The sequence below is a fragment of the Actinoplanes sp. NPDC049265 genome, from assembly GCF_043197135.1.
In the GTDB taxonomy this organism is placed as follows: domain Bacteria; phylum Actinomycetota; class Actinomycetes; order Mycobacteriales; family Micromonosporaceae; genus Actinoplanes.
Window position 1 is genome coordinate 167,346 of sequence record NZ_JBICSP010000002.1, and the last position, 19,721, is coordinate 187,066.

14 protein-coding genes are annotated in these 19,721 nt (G+C 71.2%); 5 read left to right on the forward strand and 9 right to left on the reverse strand.

The genetic code is table 11. The features are described from left to right. Positions 1 to 47: 47 nt before the first annotated feature. The gene (locus ACGFIO_RS06565) at positions 48 to 677 is read right to left on the reverse strand and encodes a response regulator transcription factor (RefSeq protein WP_392822932.1); all 630 of its coding nucleotides are present in this window, start codon (positions 675 to 677) and stop codon (positions 48 to 50) included. Between the two features lie 175 nt (positions 678 to 852). Here ACGFIO_RS06565 and ACGFIO_RS06570 point away from each other — a divergent pair, with 175 nt between their 5' ends. Together ACGFIO_RS06570 and ACGFIO_RS06575 are read left to right on the forward strand one after the other, a co-directional pair. Beyond that, a complete protein-coding gene (locus ACGFIO_RS06570; protein WP_392822934.1) occupies positions 853 to 2,208 on the forward strand; it encodes a hypothetical protein in 1,356 nt (451 codons plus the stop codon). Between the two features lie 114 nt (positions 2,209 to 2,322). Beyond that, positions 2,323 to 3,489 carry a serine hydrolase domain-containing protein gene (locus ACGFIO_RS06575; protein WP_392822936.1) on the forward strand — a complete coding sequence of 389 codons (1,167 nt, stop codon included), beginning with the start codon at positions 2,323 to 2,325 and terminating at the stop codon, positions 3,487 to 3,489. A gap of 29 nt (positions 3,490 to 3,518) precedes the next feature. Here the strand turns inward: ACGFIO_RS06575 and ACGFIO_RS06580 are convergent, their stop codons facing one another. From ACGFIO_RS06580 to ACGFIO_RS06610, 7 genes are all read right to left on the reverse strand, one after another. Next, on the reverse strand, positions 3,519 to 4,589 hold the full coding sequence (locus ACGFIO_RS06580) for a VWA domain-containing protein (protein ID WP_392822939.1): 1,071 nt from the start codon (positions 4,587 to 4,589) through the stop codon (positions 3,519 to 3,521). Further along, positions 4,589 to 5,542, reverse strand: coding sequence for a VWA domain-containing protein (locus ACGFIO_RS06585; RefSeq protein ID WP_392822941.1), 954 nt, complete (start codon positions 5,540 to 5,542; stop codon positions 4,589 to 4,591). Before ACGFIO_RS06585 ends, ACGFIO_RS06580 begins: the two co-directional genes overlap by 1 nt. Next, the gene (locus ACGFIO_RS06590) at positions 5,539 to 6,426 is read right to left on the reverse strand and encodes a DUF58 domain-containing protein (RefSeq protein WP_392822943.1); all 888 of its coding nucleotides are present in this window, start codon (positions 6,424 to 6,426) and stop codon (positions 5,539 to 5,541) included. The genes ACGFIO_RS06585 and ACGFIO_RS06590 overlap by 4 nt, the downstream gene beginning before the upstream one ends. Positions 6,427 to 6,517: 91 nt before the next feature. Further along, positions 6,518 to 7,498: an AAA family ATPase gene (locus ACGFIO_RS06595; RefSeq protein WP_392822946.1), complete on the reverse strand. Its 981-nt coding sequence runs from the start codon at positions 7,496 to 7,498 to the stop codon at positions 6,518 to 6,520. A 13-nt stretch (positions 7,499 to 7,511) separates the two neighbouring features. Next, positions 7,512 to 8,351: a S1C family serine protease gene (locus ACGFIO_RS06600; protein WP_392822949.1), complete on the reverse strand. Its 840-nt coding sequence runs from the start codon at positions 8,349 to 8,351 to the stop codon at positions 7,512 to 7,514. Positions 8,352 to 8,481: 130 nt separating this feature from the next. Next, on the reverse strand, positions 8,482 to 9,108 hold the full coding sequence (locus ACGFIO_RS06605) for a hypothetical protein (protein WP_392822951.1): 627 nt from the start codon (positions 9,106 to 9,108) through the stop codon (positions 8,482 to 8,484). A 113-nt stretch (positions 9,109 to 9,221) separates the two neighbouring features. Next, entirely contained in the window at positions 9,222 to 9,482 is a 261-nt protein-coding gene (locus ACGFIO_RS06610; RefSeq protein WP_392822954.1) for a chaplin family protein, read from the reverse strand. 151 nt (positions 9,483 to 9,633) lie between these two features. Between ACGFIO_RS06610 and ACGFIO_RS06615 the strand changes: the two genes are divergently transcribed. From ACGFIO_RS06615 to ACGFIO_RS06625, 3 genes are read left to right on the forward strand one after another with little or no spacing between them, the layout of a single operon-like run. Next, positions 9,634 to 11,007 (forward strand): APC family permease, encoded by a 1,374-nt coding sequence (locus tag ACGFIO_RS06615; protein WP_392822956.1) that lies wholly within the window; start codon positions 9,634 to 9,636, stop codon positions 11,005 to 11,007. Next, the gene (locus ACGFIO_RS06620) at positions 11,004 to 12,014 is read left to right on the forward strand and encodes an acetamidase/formamidase family protein (RefSeq protein ID WP_392822959.1); all 1,011 of its coding nucleotides are present in this window, start codon (positions 11,004 to 11,006) and stop codon (positions 12,012 to 12,014) included. The genes ACGFIO_RS06615 and ACGFIO_RS06620 overlap by 4 nt, the downstream gene beginning before the upstream one ends. A 20-nt stretch (positions 12,015 to 12,034) precedes the next feature. Further along, on the forward strand, positions 12,035 to 14,410 hold the full coding sequence (locus ACGFIO_RS06625) for a ricin-type beta-trefoil lectin domain protein (protein ID WP_392822961.1): 2,376 nt from the start codon (positions 12,035 to 12,037) through the stop codon (positions 14,408 to 14,410). Between the two features lie 92 nt (positions 14,411 to 14,502). On the opposite strand, the gene ACGFIO_RS06630 is transcribed toward ACGFIO_RS06625, so the two are convergent. After that, entirely contained in the window at positions 14,503 to 19,713 is a 5,211-nt protein-coding gene (locus tag ACGFIO_RS06630) for a LysM peptidoglycan-binding domain-containing protein (protein ID WP_392822964.1), read from the reverse strand. Positions 19,714 to 19,721 lie beyond the last annotated feature (8 nt).

A 19,721-nucleotide genomic window follows, 5' to 3' on the forward strand; every position in this document is an offset into this window, starting at 1 on the left:
CACGGCTCTTCGATCGGGGTGAGCCCAGCGGAAGGGTCGGGCCCGGGTCAGATCAGTCCGTGCCGGAGCGCGTAGGCCACGGCGTGGGCCCGGTTGCGCAGGTGCAGCCGGCTGGTGATGTCGTGCAGCACGTTCTTGACCGTGCGCTGCGAGTAGGACAGCTTGCCGGCGATCTCGGCGGTGTCGAAGCCGTCGGCCACCAGGCGCAGCACCAGGATCTCGCGCTCGGCCAGACCGGTGAAGGTCAGCCCGCGGGGCGCCAGCACCTGCCGCTGGACCCGGCTGACCTGGGTGAGCAGGCGGCCCAGCAGGTCCGGGGGCACCGCGCCGTCGCCGGAGGCGGCGCTCGTCACGACCGAGACGAGTCGTTCCGCGGTAGCCTCGGAACGACGGACCAGCCCGGCCACGCCGATCTCGACCACGGCGAGCAGGTCGGCGTCGTTGAGCTGGGTCGCCACCACCACCAGGTTCTGCAGGCCCTCGGCACGCAGGCTGCGCAGCATGCGAACGGTCTCGTCAGTGACCGCGTCGGTGACCACGATGGCCACCTCGGCCTCGGCGAGCTCGTCGGCGGCGACCACCCGCACCTCGGGCCGCGGCCGCAGCTGCCCGGCGATCCCGGCGTGCGAGATGGGGTCGTCGGCGTACAGGTAGACCGGAATTCTGGTGGTGACCATCTCTATGCTCCCCGCTGGTTTGAAGCTCAGAACGTCTGGGTAAATCAACAGAGCCGATTGTGAGCTCGGTGATTCATCGTCCACTCAACGTGGACTCAACGGCCCTCGCGTTTTGCCCGATGGGGTAGCCGTCCGTACGGTCCATTCACCGCCGTAACCGTCTACGGTCTGGCCCATGACCACGTACGCGGTGCTGGAGCAGATCCCGCTCGAAATCATGCCGGGCGACGAGCTGACCTGCGGATTGACGGTGCGCAACAACTCCGATGTGGTGGAGGCGTACCGCTTCGAGGTGGTCGGCGAGGTCGCACAGTGGACGGTTCTCGACCCTCCTGAACTCAGCGTCTACCCCGGCACCGAGCAGAACGTGACTGTCAGATTTCAGCCACCTCGCTCGTCCCGGGTGCGCCCCGGAGAGATCCCGTTCGCGGTCCGGGTGCTCCCGACCGAGCGGCCGGCCGACTCGGTTGCCCCCGAGGGCATCATCACCGTCGGCGGCTTCACCGAGACCACAGCCGAGATCACCCCACGGACCTCGAGTGCCCGGCGCAACGCCCGGCACGAGGTCGCCGTGGACAACCGGGGCAACGTGCCGATCGTCGCCGCCGTCAGCGGAATCGACCCCGACGACCAGCTGAAGCTGCGGTCCCGGCCGCCACAGATCACCGTCCAGCCCGGCTCGACCGAGTTCGTCAAGGTGCACGTCCGCCACCGGCGCTGGCTGTGGCAGGGCGAGCCGGTCACCCACCCGTTCATGGTCGAGGTCGTCGGCAACGCGGCCACCGAGCCGCCGATGCCGCCCGAGCCACCGATCCGGCTCGACGCCGGCGCGGTACAGACCGCCCTGATCCCGCGCGGCCTCCGCCGCCTCGCGTTCGCGCTGCTCGCCCTGGCCGTCCTGGCCGCCGGCGCCTGGTTCCTGCTGTTGCGCCCGGCCGTGAACTCGGCGGCCAAGGAAGCCGTGCAGCAGCCGCTGAAAGATGTGGCAGCCAAGGCCGACACCGCGGGCAAGAAGGCCGACGACGCCAAGACCAAGGCCGACAACACCGAACAGCAGGTGGCCGGCGGCGGCACCAACGGCGCGCAGAAGCCCAAGCCCGCCGACGGCGACGCGGTCACCGCCAAGACCGCGCCGACGACCATCAACCTGGCCACCAACCAGGCGCCCAGCTCGAACGCGAAGACCGACAGCCACACCGTCGCGGCCAAGACCACGCTGGTCCTCACCGACCTGGTGCTGCAGAACCCGCAGGGCGACGAGGGCCGGGTCGACGTGCTGGTCTCCGGCAAGCCGATCCTGACCTTGTCGCTGGCCAACTTCCGCGACCTCGACTACCACTGGGTGTCGCCGATCGAGATTCCGGCCAACAAGAACCTGTCGCTGCGTACGGTCTGCCAGAAACCCGGCACGCCGATCGTCGGCCAGACCGCCGGCCAGTGCCGGGTGCTGATGTTCGCCACCGGCACCAACAAGGTCAAGTCCGGCGGCGCCGGCGCGACCACCGCCGAGGCCGCCACCACGCCCAACTGATCCGGGGGGGTGGGGCTACCACCACCTCGATCCGGGAAGGTGCCGGGATGTCCGGCCGGTCCCCCGTTTTCCTACGGTTGAGTCCGACTTCAACCGCGAGGACAGGGGTTCGTCATGGTGGATCACAAGCGGTGGGTGGCCGGTACGCTCGCGGCGGGTCTGGTGCTGGCCGCGCCCGGCGCCGCGTGGGCGAGCCCGGCGGCGCCGGCCCCGGACCGCGCCGAGTTGCGGGACGCGGTCGGCGATCTGCGTGCGCTGGGCGTCACCGGGGCTCAGGCCGAGGTCCGCGACGGACGCCGCCGGGTCGTCGTCGGCGGCGGCGTGGCCGACCGGCGGACCGGACGGCCCATGATGGACGACGGGCACTTCCGGATCGGTAGCGACACCAAGACGTTCGTCGCCGTCACGGTCCTGCAGCTGGTCGGTGAGGGTCGGCTGTCGCTTGACGACGAGGTGGACCGGCTGCTGCCCGACGTCCTGGCCGGCCACGGCAACGAGGGCCGCGGCGTGACCGTGCGCCAGCTGCTCCAGCACACCAGCGGCATCTTCAACTACACCGAGGACCTGCCCGAGCTGCGGTCCGCCGAGGCATTCCGGGCCGGACGGTACAAGCACTACGACCTCGAGCAGTTGGTCGCCATCGCGACCCGGCACGAGCCGCTGTTCGCGCCGGGCACCCACTGGTCATACTCGAACACCAACTACATCCTGGCCGGTCTGATCGTCGAGAAGGTCACCGGCCGGCCCTGGGACGAGGAGGTCCGGGCCCGGATCCTGCGTCCGCTCGGGTTGCACGACACGTCCTTCCCGGGTGACCGGCCGGGCATCCCGCGCCCGTCCGCGCGGGCCTACCAGCAGTTCGCCCCCGACGGCCCGCTGCTGGACGTGACCGACCTCAACAGCACCGTCGCCGGTCCGGCCGGCGGGCTGGTCAGCACCACCGACGACATCGCCCGGTTCTGGCAGGCGTTGCAGCGCGGGCAGCTGCTCGGCCCGCGGGAGATGGCCGCGATGCACCGGACCGTCCTGGCCGAGACCGTTCAGGACGTCCGGCCCGGGCTGCGGTACGGGCTGGGCGTATTCCAGGTGCCGAACGACTGCGGCGGCTACTGGGGTCACCCCGGTGACGTGCCCGGCACCAGCATGGTCCAGGGCGTCACCCCGGACGGCCACAAGGTCACCGTTCTCTATCGCACCACCGGCCTGGCCGATCCCGGGAAGTCGGCGGCCATGGACGCCCGCTCCTTCGCCCTCCTCGACACCACCCTCTGCACCCCCTGATCGCACGCGGAGGTACCCGGGGCGGGGGCTCAGCGGCGGCGGGTGGCGCGGTTCCACCACAGCGAGAGGCCTACGCCGGTGAAGACCAGCAGGACGGCCGCCAGCACGAAGAAGACGCTGATCTCGGTCTCCTTCCGGTGCAGGCCGATCTCCTGCGGCAGGTCGCCCAGGACGTCGGTGAGCTGGCCGGCGTCCTGGGCCCGGAAGTAGCGCCCCCCGGTCTTGTCGGCGACCTGGGTCAGAGCGTCCTCGTCGATCTCCAGGGCGCGGCGGCCGCCGCGGAAACCGCCGCCGCCGAACATGCCGCCGGGGCGGCCGAACTGCGGGCCGGGGCCGATCTGGTCGGCCGTGCAGACCATGGGGGACGGCTCCGTGGTGCCGAAGCCGATGGTGAACACGCGCAGCCGGCGGGCGGCGGCCTGCTCGGCGGCGGTCACCGGGTCGACGCCGGTGGTGTTGGAGCCGTCGGTCAGCACCACGATGGTGTCCGGCTGGTAGGCCGCCTGGTTCTGGTTGGGGTCGGGTTCACCGAGGTCGACGCCGGTCCGGGCGACCTGCGGGTTCGACTCGGCGATGGCGTCGATCGAGGTGAGGATGGCCTGGCCGATGGCCGTACCCCTCGCGGTCTTGAGGGTGTCGATGGCCTCGAGCAGTTTGTCCTTGTCGGTGGTGGGCGGCACCATCAGGCCGGCGATGCCGGAGAAGGTGACCAGGCCGATCCGGGTGCCGCGGTCGGCCTTCTCGACGAAGTCGTGTGCCGCCTTGCTGGCCGCCGTGATCCGGTTGGGCTGGACGTCGGAGCTGCACATGGACGACGAGACGTCGATGGCGAGCAGGATCGAGGTGTCGTTGGACGGCACCGAGACGGTGGCCTGGGGCCGGGCGACCGCGCCGGCCAGGGCGATCAGGCCGGCGACGAAGAGGGCGACCGGCAGGCGGCGTTTCCACGAGCTGCGGCCGGGCAGGGCGGCACGGATCAGGGCGACGCTCGACACGGTGATCGCGGTCCGTCTGCGGCGGCGGTTGAACCACCACCGGGCCAGAAAGAGCAGGGGGACGGCGAGGACCGCGAGGAGAGCCCACGGCCAGTCGAAGGACATCAGACGATCCTCCCGTGCCAGCGGAGCCCGAGCAGCGCACCGGCCAGGAGCAGGACCAGAGCGGCCGCGGCGATCCCGGCGGTCAGCTCGACCGGCTCCTTCTTGGTGGTGAGGCGCAGGTCGATGGAGTCGGCCGCGCTGGTCAGCGCGGCCACGTCGCCGGCCCGGTGGTAGGCGCCGCCGGTGGTCTGCGCGACAGCGGTCAGCACCGTCTCGTCGAGGGCGGTGCCCAGCTGGTAGCCGTCCACCTCGACGGTGGTGCCGCGTTCGGTGCCGATGCCCACGGTCTGTACGCGTACGCCGGCCGCCGCCGCCAGCTCGGCCGCCGCCTCCACATCGGGCCCGCCGGTCTGCTGCCCGTCGGAGAACATCACGATCGTCGCCGACGGCCAGTAGCCGAGCGACCCGGCGGTGGATTCGGCCGTGATCGGTTTGCCGGTGATGGTGGCCAGCCCGACCAGGATGGCCTGGCCCAGTGACGTGCCGCCGCCGGTGCTGACCCGGTCGATGGCGGCGATCGCGGCGGCGTGGTCGTCGGTCGGCTGCTGGGTGACCAGCGCCTGGTCGCCGAAGGCGAGGACGCCGACGTCGACCGTGTCGGGCTGTTCCTCGACGAAGCGGGTGGCGGCCTGTTGCGCGGCGGCCAGCCGGGTCGGGGTCACGTCGGCGGCCTTCATGCTGTTGGAGGCGTCGAAGGCGAGCAGCACGGTGCCGGACACGCGTGGCACGGAAAGTTCGGCTTGGGGGCGGGCGAGGCCGGCGAGCAGCACCGGCAGGGCGGCCAGCAGCAGTGCGTACGGTAAATGACGCCGGAGCCGGCCCCCGGAGAGTGACCCGAATCCGGCCGCGGTCAACGCGGCCGTGCGGCGCCGCTGCAGCGTGACGTAGCCAACGACCGCGCCCACGGTGACGACCACGGCGACGGCCAGCAGCAGGGGGTAGAGGACGGTCATCGCCGCCGCCTCCCGGAGTACCGCACCATGCCGACCAGCGCCGACAGCAGGTCCTGGTCGGTGGTGATCCGGTGCGGGTCGACGCCGGCCCGCCGCATCGCCTCGGCCAGTTCGTCCTCGCGCGCGTCGACCTGCGCGCTCAGCCGCTCGCGCAGCAGCGGGTCACTGGTGTCGACCAGCAGCTGCTCTCCGGTCTCGGCGTCCTCGACCAGGATCGTCCCGAGGTCGGGCAGGTCCAACTCGGCCGGGTCGACCAGCCGCACCACGACCACCTCGTGCTTGTGGGTGAGCATGCTCATCGGCCGTTCCCAGCCGGGGTCGGCCAGGAAGTCGGACAGCACGAAGACGAGGCTGCGGCGGCGGGAGGCGGTGGCCGCGGCCAGCCTCAGCATCGCCCCCAGATCCGTCGTTTTTCCAAAGGCCGGCTTCGCGGGGGTACGCAGAAGCTCGCGCGCGATTCGCAGGATCTGGTCCCGGCCGGTGCGGGGCGGGATGATCTGGTGCTCGTGGTTGTCGAAGAGCACCGCCCCGACCCGGTTTCCGCCCTGCGCGACCAGCCGGGCCAGGCTGACCGCGAGTTCGGTGGCGACCGGCGCCTTGCCCTGGTCGCCGCCGGCCCGCATCGACGCCGACCGGTCGACGACCAGCCAGCAGGTGAGCTCCCGGTCCTCGGTGTACTGGCGGACGAACGGCTCGTCCAGCCGCGCGGTGACGTTCCAGTCGATGTGCCGGACGTCGTCCTCGGGCGTGTAGAGCCGCAGGTCGGTGAAGTCGATGCCGGTGCCGTGCCACACCGTCCGGTAGGCGCCCTGCAGGCGCCCGTCGAGGCGGCGGCCGAGTTTCCACTCGAGCCGTCGCAGCAGCCGGTCCGATGCTGTCGTCATGACCGCCCGCACCGAGCGGCAGGACCCGGCGGCTGCGGACGGCGTCGCCGGCGAGGGCCAGAAGGGCATGATATGAGCGGCTCAGCCATGTCTAGCGTCCTCGGCCCGCGGGCTCCGGGACGGCGGTGGCCGCCAGGATCTTGGCCAGGATGTCGTCGGGGGTGACGTCGTCGGAGAGGGCCTCGTAGGACAGCACGAGCCGGTGCCGCATCACATCGAGGGCGAGATCGGAGAGATCCTCGGGTACGGCGTATTCGCGGCCGCGCAGGAAGGCCAGTGCCCGGGCGGCCAGGACCAGGTTGATCGATGAGCGCGGGCTGGCGCCGTACTGCACGTAGCGGGCCAGGTCGGTGAGGCCGACCCGGGCCGGTTCGCGGCTGGCGTGGGCGAGCTGCACCGCGTACTCGATCAGCGACGGGTCCACGTACACCTGGTCGGCCTGCAGCTGGAGCCCGGCCAGGGTCTCGGGGTCGATGATCCGCTGGATGGTCGCGGCCGGCGTCAGCGACCGCTCGACCACGACGAACTCCTCGGTGACGCTCGGGTAGCCGACCAGCACCTTCATCATGAAGCGGTCGACCTGTGCCTCGGGCAGCGGGTAGGTGCCTTCCGACTCGATCGGGTTCTCGGTGGCCATGACCAGGAACGGGTTGGGCACCCGGTGGGTCTCGCGGCCGATGGTGACCTGGCGTTCCTGCATCACCTCGAGCAGTGCGCTCTGCACCTTGGCCGGCGCCCGGTTGATCTCGTCGGCGAGCAGCAGGTTGGTGAAGACCGGGCCCAGCGACACCTGGAACTCGCCGGTCGGCTGGTGGTAGACCCGGGTGCCGAGGATGTCGGCGGGCACCAGGTCGGGGGTGAACTGCACCCGGTGGAAGTCGCCGCCGATCGCGCCGGCCAGGGACTTCACCGCGAGGGTCTTGGCCAGGCCGGGCACGCCCTCGACGAGGATGTGACCGCGGGACAGCAGCGCGACGAGCAGCCGTTCGAGCAGCACGTCCTGCCCGACGATGGTCTTCTTGACCTCGTAGAGCACCTTCTCGATCGGGCCGGCCGATTCGGTGGGCGTCATGCGCACGTCCTTGTCATAGAGGTGGTCCACGGCCGTCTCCGTCCCCGTTCCCGCCGCCGAGGGCCGCGCCGATGGGTACGGCGAATCCGATGCCGATGAAGGTGCCGGCGTCGGTCGGGTTGGCCAGCGAGACGACGATCCCGACGACCTGGGCCCGGTCGTTGATCAGCGGACCGCCGGAGCTGCCGGGGTTGACGGCGGCGTCGAACTGGATCAGCCCGGCCATGTCGCCGCCCTCGCCCTTGGCCGCCCGGTCCAGCCCGGAGACGACGCCGTCGGTGGTGCTGGCGGTCAGGCCGAGCGGGTTGCCGATGGCCACCACGTCGTCGCCGACCTGAACGCCGCCGCCGAGCGCGGCCGGGACCACGGTCTCGGGGAGTTTGGCCGGGCGCAGCGTGGCGGTGTCCCGTTTCGGGTCCTCGCTCGCGATGGCGGCGGCCGAGCTGCCGCCGTCGGCGTACCGGACGGTGACCGCGTCGGCTCCGGCGATGACGTGCCGGGCGGTGAGGATGGTCCCGTCGGCGTTGACGATGACGCCGGTGCCGATGGCCGACTCGTCATTGGCCCGGCCCTCCCCCGACGCCTCGATCCGCACCACCGAGGGCAGCAGGGTCTGGTAGACGTCGGGCACGCTCAGCGGGCCGCCGGAGGCGGAGGGCGAGGGGGCCGGTACGGCGGCGGGCTGCTCGCCCCCGTTCCCGTCACCGCGGAAGAGGACGACGGCGGTGATCGCCACGGCCCAGACGACGATCGCCCCGATCAGCACCTTGCGCCGCAGGTCGGGCCGTTCCCAGGGGCGCGGACGGGCGGGCGCCGCCGGTTCCTCACCGACCACACCCAGGTCGGTGATCACGACGTGCCCGTCGTAGCCCGCATACCCACGACTGTAGGAGCGTTTCCTCGAAGTTGACCCAGAGCCGGTCCAGGTTGGGCGTGGTTGTCAGCCTTTACCCAGGAAAGTTGACGCTTCCACTATCACCCGGTCACCCAGCGTTCGCGTTCCACACCACGGTGTCGGCGTCGAACCCGGCGAACTTGATCACCTTGGTGATGGTGAGCCGGGCGATGTTGCCCTTGTCGGTCAGCACGCACAGCACGGTGCCCTTGCGGACGTCGGCGACCTCCTTGCCGCCCCCGGCCAGCGCCCGGTCCTTGCAGTCGGCGAAGGTGGGCGTGCCGCCATCGGTCCACTCGGCGATCCGGCTGCTCCGGTCGTAGTCGGTGACCGGGCCCTTGGTGTCGAGCATCGAGCTGACCCCGCCGGCCTGGATGTCGCCGTCGGCGTCGATGTCGGTCGTCCGCGGCGATTTCTGGTCGAGATCGGTCGAGGTGGCGAACTCCTCGGTGAAGGTGATCGGGCCGCGCCAGCGTTCGGTGCCCTCGGCCGGTGCGGCCGCCGACGGCGACGGGGCGGCCGGTGGGGTCGTGGGCGTGACCGGAGCCGTGGTGGCGCCGGCGGTGACCGCGGCCGGCGGCGCGGCGGCGGGCGGCGTGGACGGGGGCGTGCTGACCAGTTGCAGGACGGCCACCACGAGGGCGGCCACCGCGACCAGCACGCCGACAAACTGCCACCAGGGACGGCCGTGCCATCGGGCCGACGGATCGCTCATGTCCGGCAGTATCGGGCATGAGGGTGATCAATTTCCGCCCCGTTTTCGTGTAGGACGCGAGGGACGGCCCCGCACCCTGGGCGGGTGCGGGGCCGCGTAGGCGCGAACGCGCCTCAGTGGAACTTGTTGCCGCAGTTGCCGGAGCCGCCGGCCAGGCCCAGGACGGCGATGCCGTTGCCGCAGGCGTTGAGGCCGATGTTCACCGGCAGCTGCAGCTGGTTGCCGTTGAGCAGGCCGATGTTGCCGGCCGAGTGCTGGCTGTTGCCACTGCCACTGCCGTTGCCGTGACCGCCGGCCTGGGCGGGCGCGGCGAAGGCGAAGACGGCGGCGACGGTGATGCCGGCGACGGCCAGCACGGACTTCAGGGATTTCATCAGGGTTCCCCTCGTGAGGTTGGTGCGATGACCTCACGGTAAGGGGCGATTTGCGGCTTATGTGCCGAATCAGGAAATTAGCCGTTTTTGTCACTCAGGCGGCCCGGGATAGATCTTTCCCGATACCGGCAAACGGTCTACCGTCCGCCTCATGAGCGTCGAGCAGTTCGGCTACCGCCAGGAGCTCAGCAGGTCGCTCAGCTTCACCGACCTCCTGATCTACGGCCTGATCTTCATGGTGCCGATCGCACCCTTCGGGATCTTCGGCAGCGTCTACAACGGCTCCGGCGGCATGGTCGCGCTGGCCTACGTCGTCGGCATGATCGCGATGATGTTCACCGCCCTGTCCTACGCGCAGATGGTCAAGGCGTTCCCGATGGCCGGCTCGGTCTACAGCTACGCCGGTCGCGGCATCGCCCCACCCGTCGGCTTCCTGGCCGGCTGGGTCATCCTGCTCGACTACGTGCTCGTGCCCGGCCTGCTCTACCTGGTCGCCAGCGTCGCCATGAACTCGCTGGTGCCGCTCCCGGTCTGGCTCTGGCTGATCATCTTCGTAGTGCTCAACACCGTGGTGAACTACCTGGGCATCAAGATGACCGCCCGGGTCAACCGGGTCATGCTGATCGCCGAACTCATCGTGCTGGTCGTCTTCCTGGTCGTCGGCCTGGTCGCGCTGGCCTCGGGCAAGGGCCACGGCTCGATCGTCTCGCCGCTCTACAACAGCGCCACCTTCTCGTGGTCGGTCGTGTTCGGCGCGGTATCCATCGCGGTGCTGTCCTTCCTCGGCTTCGACGGCATCTCGATGCTGGCCGAAGAGAGCCGCGAGGAGGCGCGCCAGATCGGCCGGGCCATGGTCGGTGCGCTGCTGCTGGCCGGCACCCTGTTCGTGGTGCAGACCTGGGTGGCGTCGCTGCTCGTACCCGACCCGTTCGCGCTGATCTCCAACGGCGACCCGGACGGCACCGCCTTCTACGACGCGGCCCGCGCCGCCGGCGGCGGCTGGCTGGCCGGGCTGACCGCGCTGGCCACGGCGATCGCCTGGGGCTTCGCCAACTCGCTGGTCGCGCAGGCGGCCACCAGCCGGCTGCTGTACGCGATGGCCCGCGACGGGCAGATGCCGCGCTTCCTGGCCCGGATCAACGACAAACACAAGGTTCCGGCCAACGCGACACTGCTGGTGGCCGGGCTGTCGCTGGTGCTGGGCGTCTACATGGCGAACCGGGACGACGGCATCTCGCTGCTGTCCACGCTGGTCAACTTCGGGGCGATGACCGCGTTCCTGGCCCTGCACGTGGCGGTGGTCGTGCACTACGTCGTCCGGCGGGGCAGTCGCGACTGGTTGCGCCATCTGGTCGTACCCGTGATCGGGTTCTTGATCCTGTTGTACGTGGTGATCAACGCCAAGGTGGCCGCCCAGGTCCTCGGCTTCGCCTGGCTGGGCGTCGGCGTGCTCGTCCTGATCGTGTTCTACCTGACCGGCCGCCGCCCGGCGCTGTCCGGACTGTCAACCCGGGAGACCGAATGACCGACGTCGTCAGCTATCGGCCGTCGCCGGAGGAACTCGCCTACACGTTCGGCGGGCGGGAACCGGTGCGGCGCGTGCGACCCGGCACGATCCTCGAGCTCTACACCGAGGACTGCTTCGGGGGCCGCGTGCGTACGGTCGACGATCTGCCGTCCCAGGTCTGCGAATTCCCCTACCTCAACCCGGTGACCGGCCCGTTCTTCGTCGAGGGAGCCGCGCCGGGTGACACCCTGGCCGTGCACTTCGTGTCGATCACGCCGGCCCGCGACTGGGCCGTGTCGTCGACCTTCCCGCACTTCGGGGCCCTCACCGCCACGCACACCACGGCGATGCTGCACCCGCCGCTGGACGAACTGGTCTGGCGGTACGAGATCGACAAGGCCGCGGGCACCGTGCGGTACCAGGCCCGGCGGGGCGATTTCAGCGTCGATCTGCCGCTCGACCCCATGCACGGTACGGCCGGAGTCGCGCCCGGCGCCTTCGAGAGCCGCATGACGATCGTGCCGGACGTGCACGGCGGCAACATGGACACCCCCGAGCTGCGGGCCGGGGTCACCGCGTACTTCGGGGTGAACGAGCCCGGCGCCCTCTTCGCCCTGGGCGACGGCCACTGCCGCCAGGGCGACGGGGAGGTGTGCGGCACCGGCGTCGAAGCGGCGATGGACACGGTCGTCATCCTCGACCTGATCAAAGGCGCGACCACGCCGACGCCCCGCCTGGAGACCGACACGTCGCTGATGTCGATCGGCTCGGCCCGGCCGCTCGAGGACGCGTACCGGATGAGCCAGCACGACCTGGTCACCTGGTCGGGCGGGCTGCTCGGGCTGGACGAACTGGACGCCTACCAGCTGATCAGCCAGGCCGGCCAGGCCCCGGTCGGCAACGTCTGCGACCCCAACTACACGATGCTGGCCCGCGTGGACAAGCGTTACCTCGGTTCCGCCGTCGCGTACGAGAACATCCACGCCCGCCTCCGCGCCACCGCCGCGGACTACCTTTCGCATTGATGTAAATCTATGCTTTGGGGATGCTCGGCCGGTTCGTCGCGCTCGCCGCGACCACAGTCCTGACCATCACCGCGGCGGCGGCACCGGCCTCCGCCGCGGTCAGCACCTCGATCACCGTCAACGGCGGCGCCACCGGCCGCACCTTCGACGGCGTCGGCGCGATCAGCGGCGGCGGAGGCAACACCCGCCTGCTCCTCGACTATCCGGCCGAACAGCGCGCCCAGATCCTCGACTACCTCTTCAAGCCCGGCTACGGCGCCGCCGTGCAACTGCTCAAGCTCGAGATCGGCGGCGACGGCAACTCGACCGACGGCTCCGAGCCCAGCCACCAGCACACCCGCGGCGACATCAACTGCGACGTGGGGTACGAGTTCTGGCTGGGCGAGCAGGCGGTCGCCCGCAACCCCGGCATCAAGCTGGTGGCGCTCCCCTGGACCGCGCCCGGCTGGATCGGCGGCCACAACTTCTGGTCCGACGACATGATCCAGTACGACATCTCGTGGCTGAACTGCGCCCGCTCGCACGGCCTGACCATCAGCTACCTGGGCGGCTGGAACGAACGCGGCCACGACAGCGGCTGGTACAAGCGGCTGCGGTCGGCCCTCGACACGGCCGGATACACCTCGGTCACCATCGTCGGCGACGACTCCGGCTGGAGCATGGCCGATGAGTTCGCCGGCGACCCGGCCCTGGCCAACGCCGTCGGAGTGCTCGGCAACCACTATGTGTGCGGCTACCTCAGCCCCGCCGACTCCTGCTCCAGCACGGCCAACGCCCGGAACTCGGGCAAGCCGCTGTGGGCCAGCGAATTCGGTTCACAGGACGACAACGACGGCGTGGTGCCCTACATCCGTACCGTGAACCGGGGTTATCTCGACGCGGGCATCACCGGCTTCATGAACTGGCCGCTGATCGCCGCGATCACCCCCAACCTGCCGTACGCCACGGTCGGGCTGATGGACGCCGGCTCGCCCTGGTCGGGCGCGTACCGGGTCGGCCGGAACCTCTGGGCCAACGCCCACTACGCGCAGTTCACCCGGCCCGGCTGGCGCTACCTGACCGGCACCGCCGCCGGCTACCTGGGCGGCGACCGGGCCAACGGCAGCTACGTCACGCTCGCGTCGGCCGACGGACGCGACTACTCGACCATCTACGAGACCAGCGGCACCACCGCCGCCCAGACCGTGACCGTCCAGGTCACCGGCGGCCTCAACACCGGCGCCGTACACGTCTGGTCCACCGACATGCGGTCCGGTTCGACCGCCGACCACTTCATCCGGCGAACCGACGTCACCCCGTCCGGCGGTCGCTACACGCTGACCCTCGAACCCGGACACATCTACTCGGTCACCACCACGACCGGCCAGGGCAAAGGCGCCGCGTCCAGCCCCGCCGCCCGGCCCCTGGGCCTGCCTTACAACGACGACTTCGAGGGGTACGCCGTCCGCGGGCTCCCCCGCTACACCGAGGACATGCAGGGTTCGTACGAGGTGCGCGACTGCACCGGCAGCCGCACCGGGAAGTGCCTGCAGCAGGTCACGCCCGCGCAGCCGATCAACTGGCAGGACGACAGCGACGCGTACACGCTGATCGGCGACCCCGCCTGGACCGACTACACCGTGGCCACCGACGTCAACCTGCGGCAGGCCGGGACGGTGACGCTGCTCGGGCGGGCCGGCACCCAGCTGCGGCCGCAGAGCCGGCAGGCCGCGTACCAGCTCCGGATCAGCGACACCGGTGCCTGGTCGATCGCCCGGCACAGCGCCAGCCGGGACGTCACCACGACCCTCGCCTCGGGCACGCGGGCCGCCCTCGGCCTCGGCACCTGGCACCGGATCGCGCTGTCGATGTCCGGTAGCCACCTCACGGCCACCGCCGACGGGGTCACCCTCGGCGCCGCCGACGACACCGCGATCGGCGCCGGCCAGGCCGGTGTCGGCGTCGTGGGCTACCAGACCGACCAGTTCGACAACCTGTCGATCACCGCCAGCGGCCCCGGCGACGGCCTCCGCGGCGGCATCCTGCGCGGCGACGGCTCCGGCCGCTGCGTCGACGTGCCCGGCGAATCCCAGGCCAACGAGACGGTGGTCGCGCTCTGGGACTGCACCGACGGCCGCAACCAGACCTGGGCGGCCACCGCGGCCGGCGAACTGCGCGTCTACGGTACGAAGTGCCTGGACGCCAAGGGCGGAGCCACCACCGACGGTACGCCGGTCATCATCTACGACTGCACCGGCGGCGCCAACCAGCGCTGGACGGTCGCCCCCGACGGATCCGTGATCGGCGCCGCCTCCGGCAAATGCCTGGACGCCACCGCCCAGGCCACCGGCAACGGCACCCTCATGGAACTCTGGACCTGCAACAACGGCTCCAACCAACACTGGCGCCGCAGCTAGCCCCACCTCTCAGGTCAGCCCTCGCATCGCGATCACCGCGTCGCTCCCGCGTGTCGGCCCCGGCGCTGTCCTCGAGCGCTACGGCACACGTATCAGCGATTCACGACGTTGGACCAGTCGACAAAGCGTTCGGCGAGTTGGAGATTGTCGAACACGATCAGGGGCTGTCCGGTCAGTGCGGACAGGACCTTCACCCGCAGCAGGAAGCGGCCCTCGTTCGTGGCGGGCTGCTGGGCCGTCCACCAGGTTTGGATCGCTTTGCCGAGCCGGCAAACGAGCGGGCCGTCGGTCGGATCGAGGGGGCAGCCGCCAACGGGCACGACGAGGTCGGCGGCAGGATCGGCGGGCGTCGGCGCCAGCAGATAGACCGGCAGTTCGATGGCGTCGAGACCGGCGGCTGAGATGCCGTAGGCGTAGCGGCACTCCATCATGAGTGTCTGGTCGCCGGCCGGCGCGTGGGCAAAGACAGCCGCGAACAGGGCCGCCAGGTGATCCTGCGGGGTCCGGGTCGCGGGAGCGCCGGTACCGGTACCGACGGCCGCGACCTCGATCGGGGGCGCCGTATAGGTGTTCGTCGGGTATTGCGGGCTGGCGAAATACACCGGCTGGGTCCGGTACCGGAAGGGCTCGGCCGCGTTCTCGTTGCGGCCGATCCAGGCCGACGCCCAGGCGTCCTGGCGGGCGAGCACGTTGAGGCCACGGAGCGTCACCGTGCGCGGGCCGATCGTCTCGCCGACGAGCGCGGGGAGCCAGTCTCCGGTCGACGTTTCGACGTACCCGTAGGAAGCCGACCCGTCCGCAGCAGGCAGCGCCCGCGCTGTGCATCCGTTGATGTCGACCGCCACCGGCGCCGCCAGCGCTTCGGGGATGTCGGCTACGGTCACGAGCAGTGCCTCGACCTTGGTCGTGGGGTCGAGAATGCTGTCGAGTTCGACCGTCGCCTCCCTGATGGTGAACTCGTGGCTCTCGACCGGCAACGAGGCTCCCGGGCTTCGTCGGCCGGTGTCCGTGGCGAGGGCCGCGGTGACCGCGCCGACGAGTTGCGTAACGGTCGAGAGTGCGGCGTCCGCGTTGCGGAAGTCAGGGGATGCCGGGTCGATCCGGCTCGGGTCGACCGGCGCGACGTAACTGGCGAGGTCCAGCTGGACCTGCGGGTAGACGCTGACGAACTGAGCGAGCGCGCCCGCCGGACCGCCCGCCTCGGCCGACGTTTCCCGCCCGCCGGACCGCATCTGGGTGTTCGCCTGGTTGAACTCGACCGTCAGGTGGATCGCGTCCTGTTGATAGTGGAACGCCTCGCTGTAGACGAGTGAGTAGTCCCAGGACAGGGTCTGGTCGAGCCGCAGGTCCGGGGTGCGGTCGGGGACGCTCTGGGTGCCCGACTGGGCCCGCATCGTCGGCGGTGCCGGGAAGCCGCGCAGCACGAGCGGAATGGTCACCGAACCCAGCGCGGCGGTCAGCGGCCACGGCTCCTCGGTCCGCAGGAACGACAGCCAGGACGACGGCTGGTACCCGACGATGCCCGCAAGGGTGCCGATCTGGTGCTCGATGTCGGTTCCCCGATAGGAGAGCGGGAGCGTGATCGACGCCTCGGTTCGCGCAATGTCGGTCTGCCCGGCGGTGGTGCTCAGCAGGAACGTCAGGGTCGGTGACGAGCCGTCGACCGGCTCCGCCAGTGCGATTTTCGGCTCGCTGAACGTCACCGGTGCGGCGTTCACGCCGGTCTGCCGGAGACTGCCGAAGAGTTGCGGCGCGGTCACCGGGTCGGTGGACTGCGAGGACGCCGACACGGCGAGCTGCACGATCGCGTCGGTCGTGGAGAAGCTCGCGAGCTGGACACGCAGTTGCTGGCCGAAGGCACTCTGCGCGGCGCTCCGGTCGGGTGGCCGCGCACCGGGCGTCACCGGGATGACCAGCTGCTGGAGCGCTTGCGCGAGGTTCTCTTTCGCGGTCGCCAGTTCGTGCAGATGCGGCGTCCGGTCGGCCGGCAGTCCACTGTCGATCAGACCGATCGCGGTCGCGTAGCCGGGCGTCAGCAACGCGTCGACCGCCGCCAGCACCTGCGCCGCCCAGCCGTCGAGGTCGATCCCGGAGAACGACGTCGTGGTGGCCGGCCCGATCAGCCCGGAACCGGTCACGTAGCCGACGATCCGCGCGGTGCCGGTGAACGGCACGTTGCTGATCGGCCGCGGCGCGAACGTGACCGCGGTGTCCGGCGCCGCCACAGTGAAGCCGAGCGGTTGGCCGTCGGCGAGTCCCAGCCGTAGCGCCCACAACGGTGCGCCGGAGCCGGCGCGCTGGGCCAGATCCCGGTCGACGCCGACGGCGAGCTTCAGCCGCCACCGCCCGGCCAGCGTCATGGCGGCCTCGAACTGTTCGGCGAACGCCGCCAACGTGTACTGGCCGGTCGCTTCCCGGGCGCTGTGCGGCGGGATCACCGACAGGTTGTTCGCCGCCTTGGACTCGACGGTGAGGTCGGGGTCGACCAGTGCCGCCGGGCGGCTGAAGGTCAGCGACACGTCCAGCCGGAAGATCTGGTCGGTGGCGACCCCGGTGAGGTCGAACGGCACGACGATCGACGCCATGGTGGGTGCCGCCGGGAGGTCGCTGGTTCCGGCGGCCCGCGCCCGCAGCCAGGTGTAGATGGCCGCGGCGAAGGCTTGCAGCGGCGCCGGGTCGATCGCCAGCGGCCCCGACGGGAGCAGGCTGGTGTCGACCGCGACCGCGAGGCCACCTCCGGCTTCGGCCGCGAACTGCGACCAGATCCGCTGGTACACCACCAGGTCACGGCGGGCGCGTACGGCCGGGTCGACCTTCGGTGGGGTCGCTGGGCGTGGGCAGCCCTGCTCGCCGTCGACGAGGTAGGTGCAGCAGTCGAACGTGACAGTGATCGCCAACTGCGCCGTGCCCGGCGTTTGGCCCGCCGTGACCGTGTAGTCGAAGCCGATGCCCGGCCACTCCGAGAGGCCGACGATCGGGTCGGTGTAGAGCGCGAGCGCCGGCGGCAGGTTGAGTGCCGCCGCGGTGTCCAACGCCGGCTGCCTGAGCGGCGTCAGCCCGACGTTGCCGAACAGGTCGTTCCACTGGAACTCCAGCCGGATCAGCCCACCGACGCCCAGGTACGGGCTCTGCGTCGGGTCCGGGCCGCTTCCCGGGTACGACGGTTGCGCGGCCAGCCGCGAGTACGGAACCGCCTTCTGGTAGCGCCACAGCCCGTCGTCCACCGGCGCCCGCATCCTGCCCACCGCGCCGGTAGGTGGTCCGGTGAGCGGTCCCAGCGGCGGCCCGGGAGGCGACGGCGAGAAGTCGGCCAGCCCGGCGGGCACGCGGTAGCTGAGCAGGCTGTAGAGCCGTTCGAGGTAGTCCATCGGGTCGTCGTCGGACGGGGGTGCCGCCGCGGTCCGGGTGAGGCCGTAGGTGACGGTCCCGGGCGGGGAGGCGGCCTGACGGGTCAGCGGGCCGCCGCGTACCCGCAAGGGCACGCCGGTGAACAGCCCCGGAACGGAAGCGTTGTCGAGGGCCAGCCGCGCGATCCGGATCCCGTAGAACCCGGCCAGGTCCGCGAGCGTGCCGGTGCCGGGGCTGGTGCCCACGGTCAGGGTGAGCGTCGGCGGCAGCGTCACCAGGGTCAGCGCGGGCTGCGGTTCGGTCCAGGTGAGCGCCGGGTTGGCCGCCTGGATGGCGGCCTGCTCGACAGCGAACCGGGTGGCGATCGCGGCCAACGCTCCGGCGCCCGGGGTGGCCGGGACCTCGTACCGGCCGCCGTTCGCCGCGAGCCGCGCACCGGTGACGAGCGGCACCGCGGCGTTGTCCTCGGCAAGCTGGACCGCGTCCTGGTAGAAGCCGCCCGCGATCGAGGTCAGGGTGTCGGCGGCCACCGGCGTGTGGAGCTCGGCGACCTGGATCGTCTGACCGGCGAGAAGGCCCGCCACCTGCGCGTTGGCGTCAGCCAGCGCGTCGACGGTGGTGCCGTAGTACCCGGCGACGGTGCTCAGCGTCGTACGGTCGGTGGTGCCCGCCGGCACCGTCAGCGCGGGTAGCGTGATCGTCGACCACAGCGCCAGCGGGCCGCCGAAGCCGACACCCGGGTTCGCCGCTGCCAGCGCGGCCACGGTGGTCGCGAACCACGTCACGATCGCCGCCGGGGCCGCGCCCGGGGCCGCCGGGGTGACCTGGTAGCTGCCCTTCGGCACCGCGACCGGCGCGGCGAGCGGCACGGCCGCGTTGGCCGCCGCCAGCTCCGCCACCGGCATCCGGTACGACCCCGACAGACTCGCCAACGAGTCGGTGGAACCCGCCACGAGGTAGGCGGGCAGCGCGTCCGCCTGGGCGAAGACCGCCGTCGCGGACGGGTCGAGGTAGCCCGCGGTCACCGCGGCGTTCATGTAGCCGGACAGCCGCCCCCGTCGGGCCGGATCGGCGGGCGCCCCGTGCAGGAGCAGCAGCGTCAGCACCGCCTCGCCGCGGTCGTTGAAGATCGCGTCCGGTAGGCCGGTGTGCGCCACCGAGTCCGTACAGTAATAGAGGTAGAAGCCGCCGGAACGGGTGATGCTGCACTCCCACAGCAGACGTACGAAGTCGATCGGCGCCTGAGCGGCCGAGAGGCGCGGGGCCTCGAGCGTCCGGGTCGGCCCACCCGGTGGGCGGGTGACCGTGCTGAGGTTCGCCTGACTGATAAAGGACGTCACGCCCGCGCCGTCGGAGGCGAGGCCACCCGATCCGTCGGGCGACGTGTGCAGCAGGAGCAGCTCATCCACCACGAGGCCCGGAGCCGAGAGACCGGCCGCGGTCAGGAAACGCTCCAGCAGTACGACGTCGTACTCGTTCGCACCGACCAGCTCGTAGGTCGTCGCGGCCGCCGGGGTGGACGGGGCGGCCGCGATCCGCTTGACCGTGACGCCGATCCGGGTGGCCCAGCCGTAGCAGGATGCCGCCGCCGTCACGGTGGCGCCCGTGGATTCGTCGACCGAGGCCGTCTTCAGCGTGCAGTGCGGCAGCGGCGGGTCGGGGACCGCCGCGGTCGGCGAGCGCGGTACCTCGACCAGGCTGTCCGGGAACTGCCAGATCCGCAGCGCCGGAACGCCGTCCGGTGCGGTGCCGTAGGGCAGCGCCACCGCGACCGGACTCGCCCACGGCGTGGCCCCGGCCATCGTGTACGAGGCGTAGTCGAGCTGGTAGGACTGCTGGACGCCCAGCTCGAGCACCGGTGGGTCGATGCCGGTCGCCAGGCCCTGCGCGGCCGACAGCACGGCGTTCGCCGCCTGGACGTCGTCCGCGCCGATGGGGACGCTCAGACTGGTCATCGTGCGGT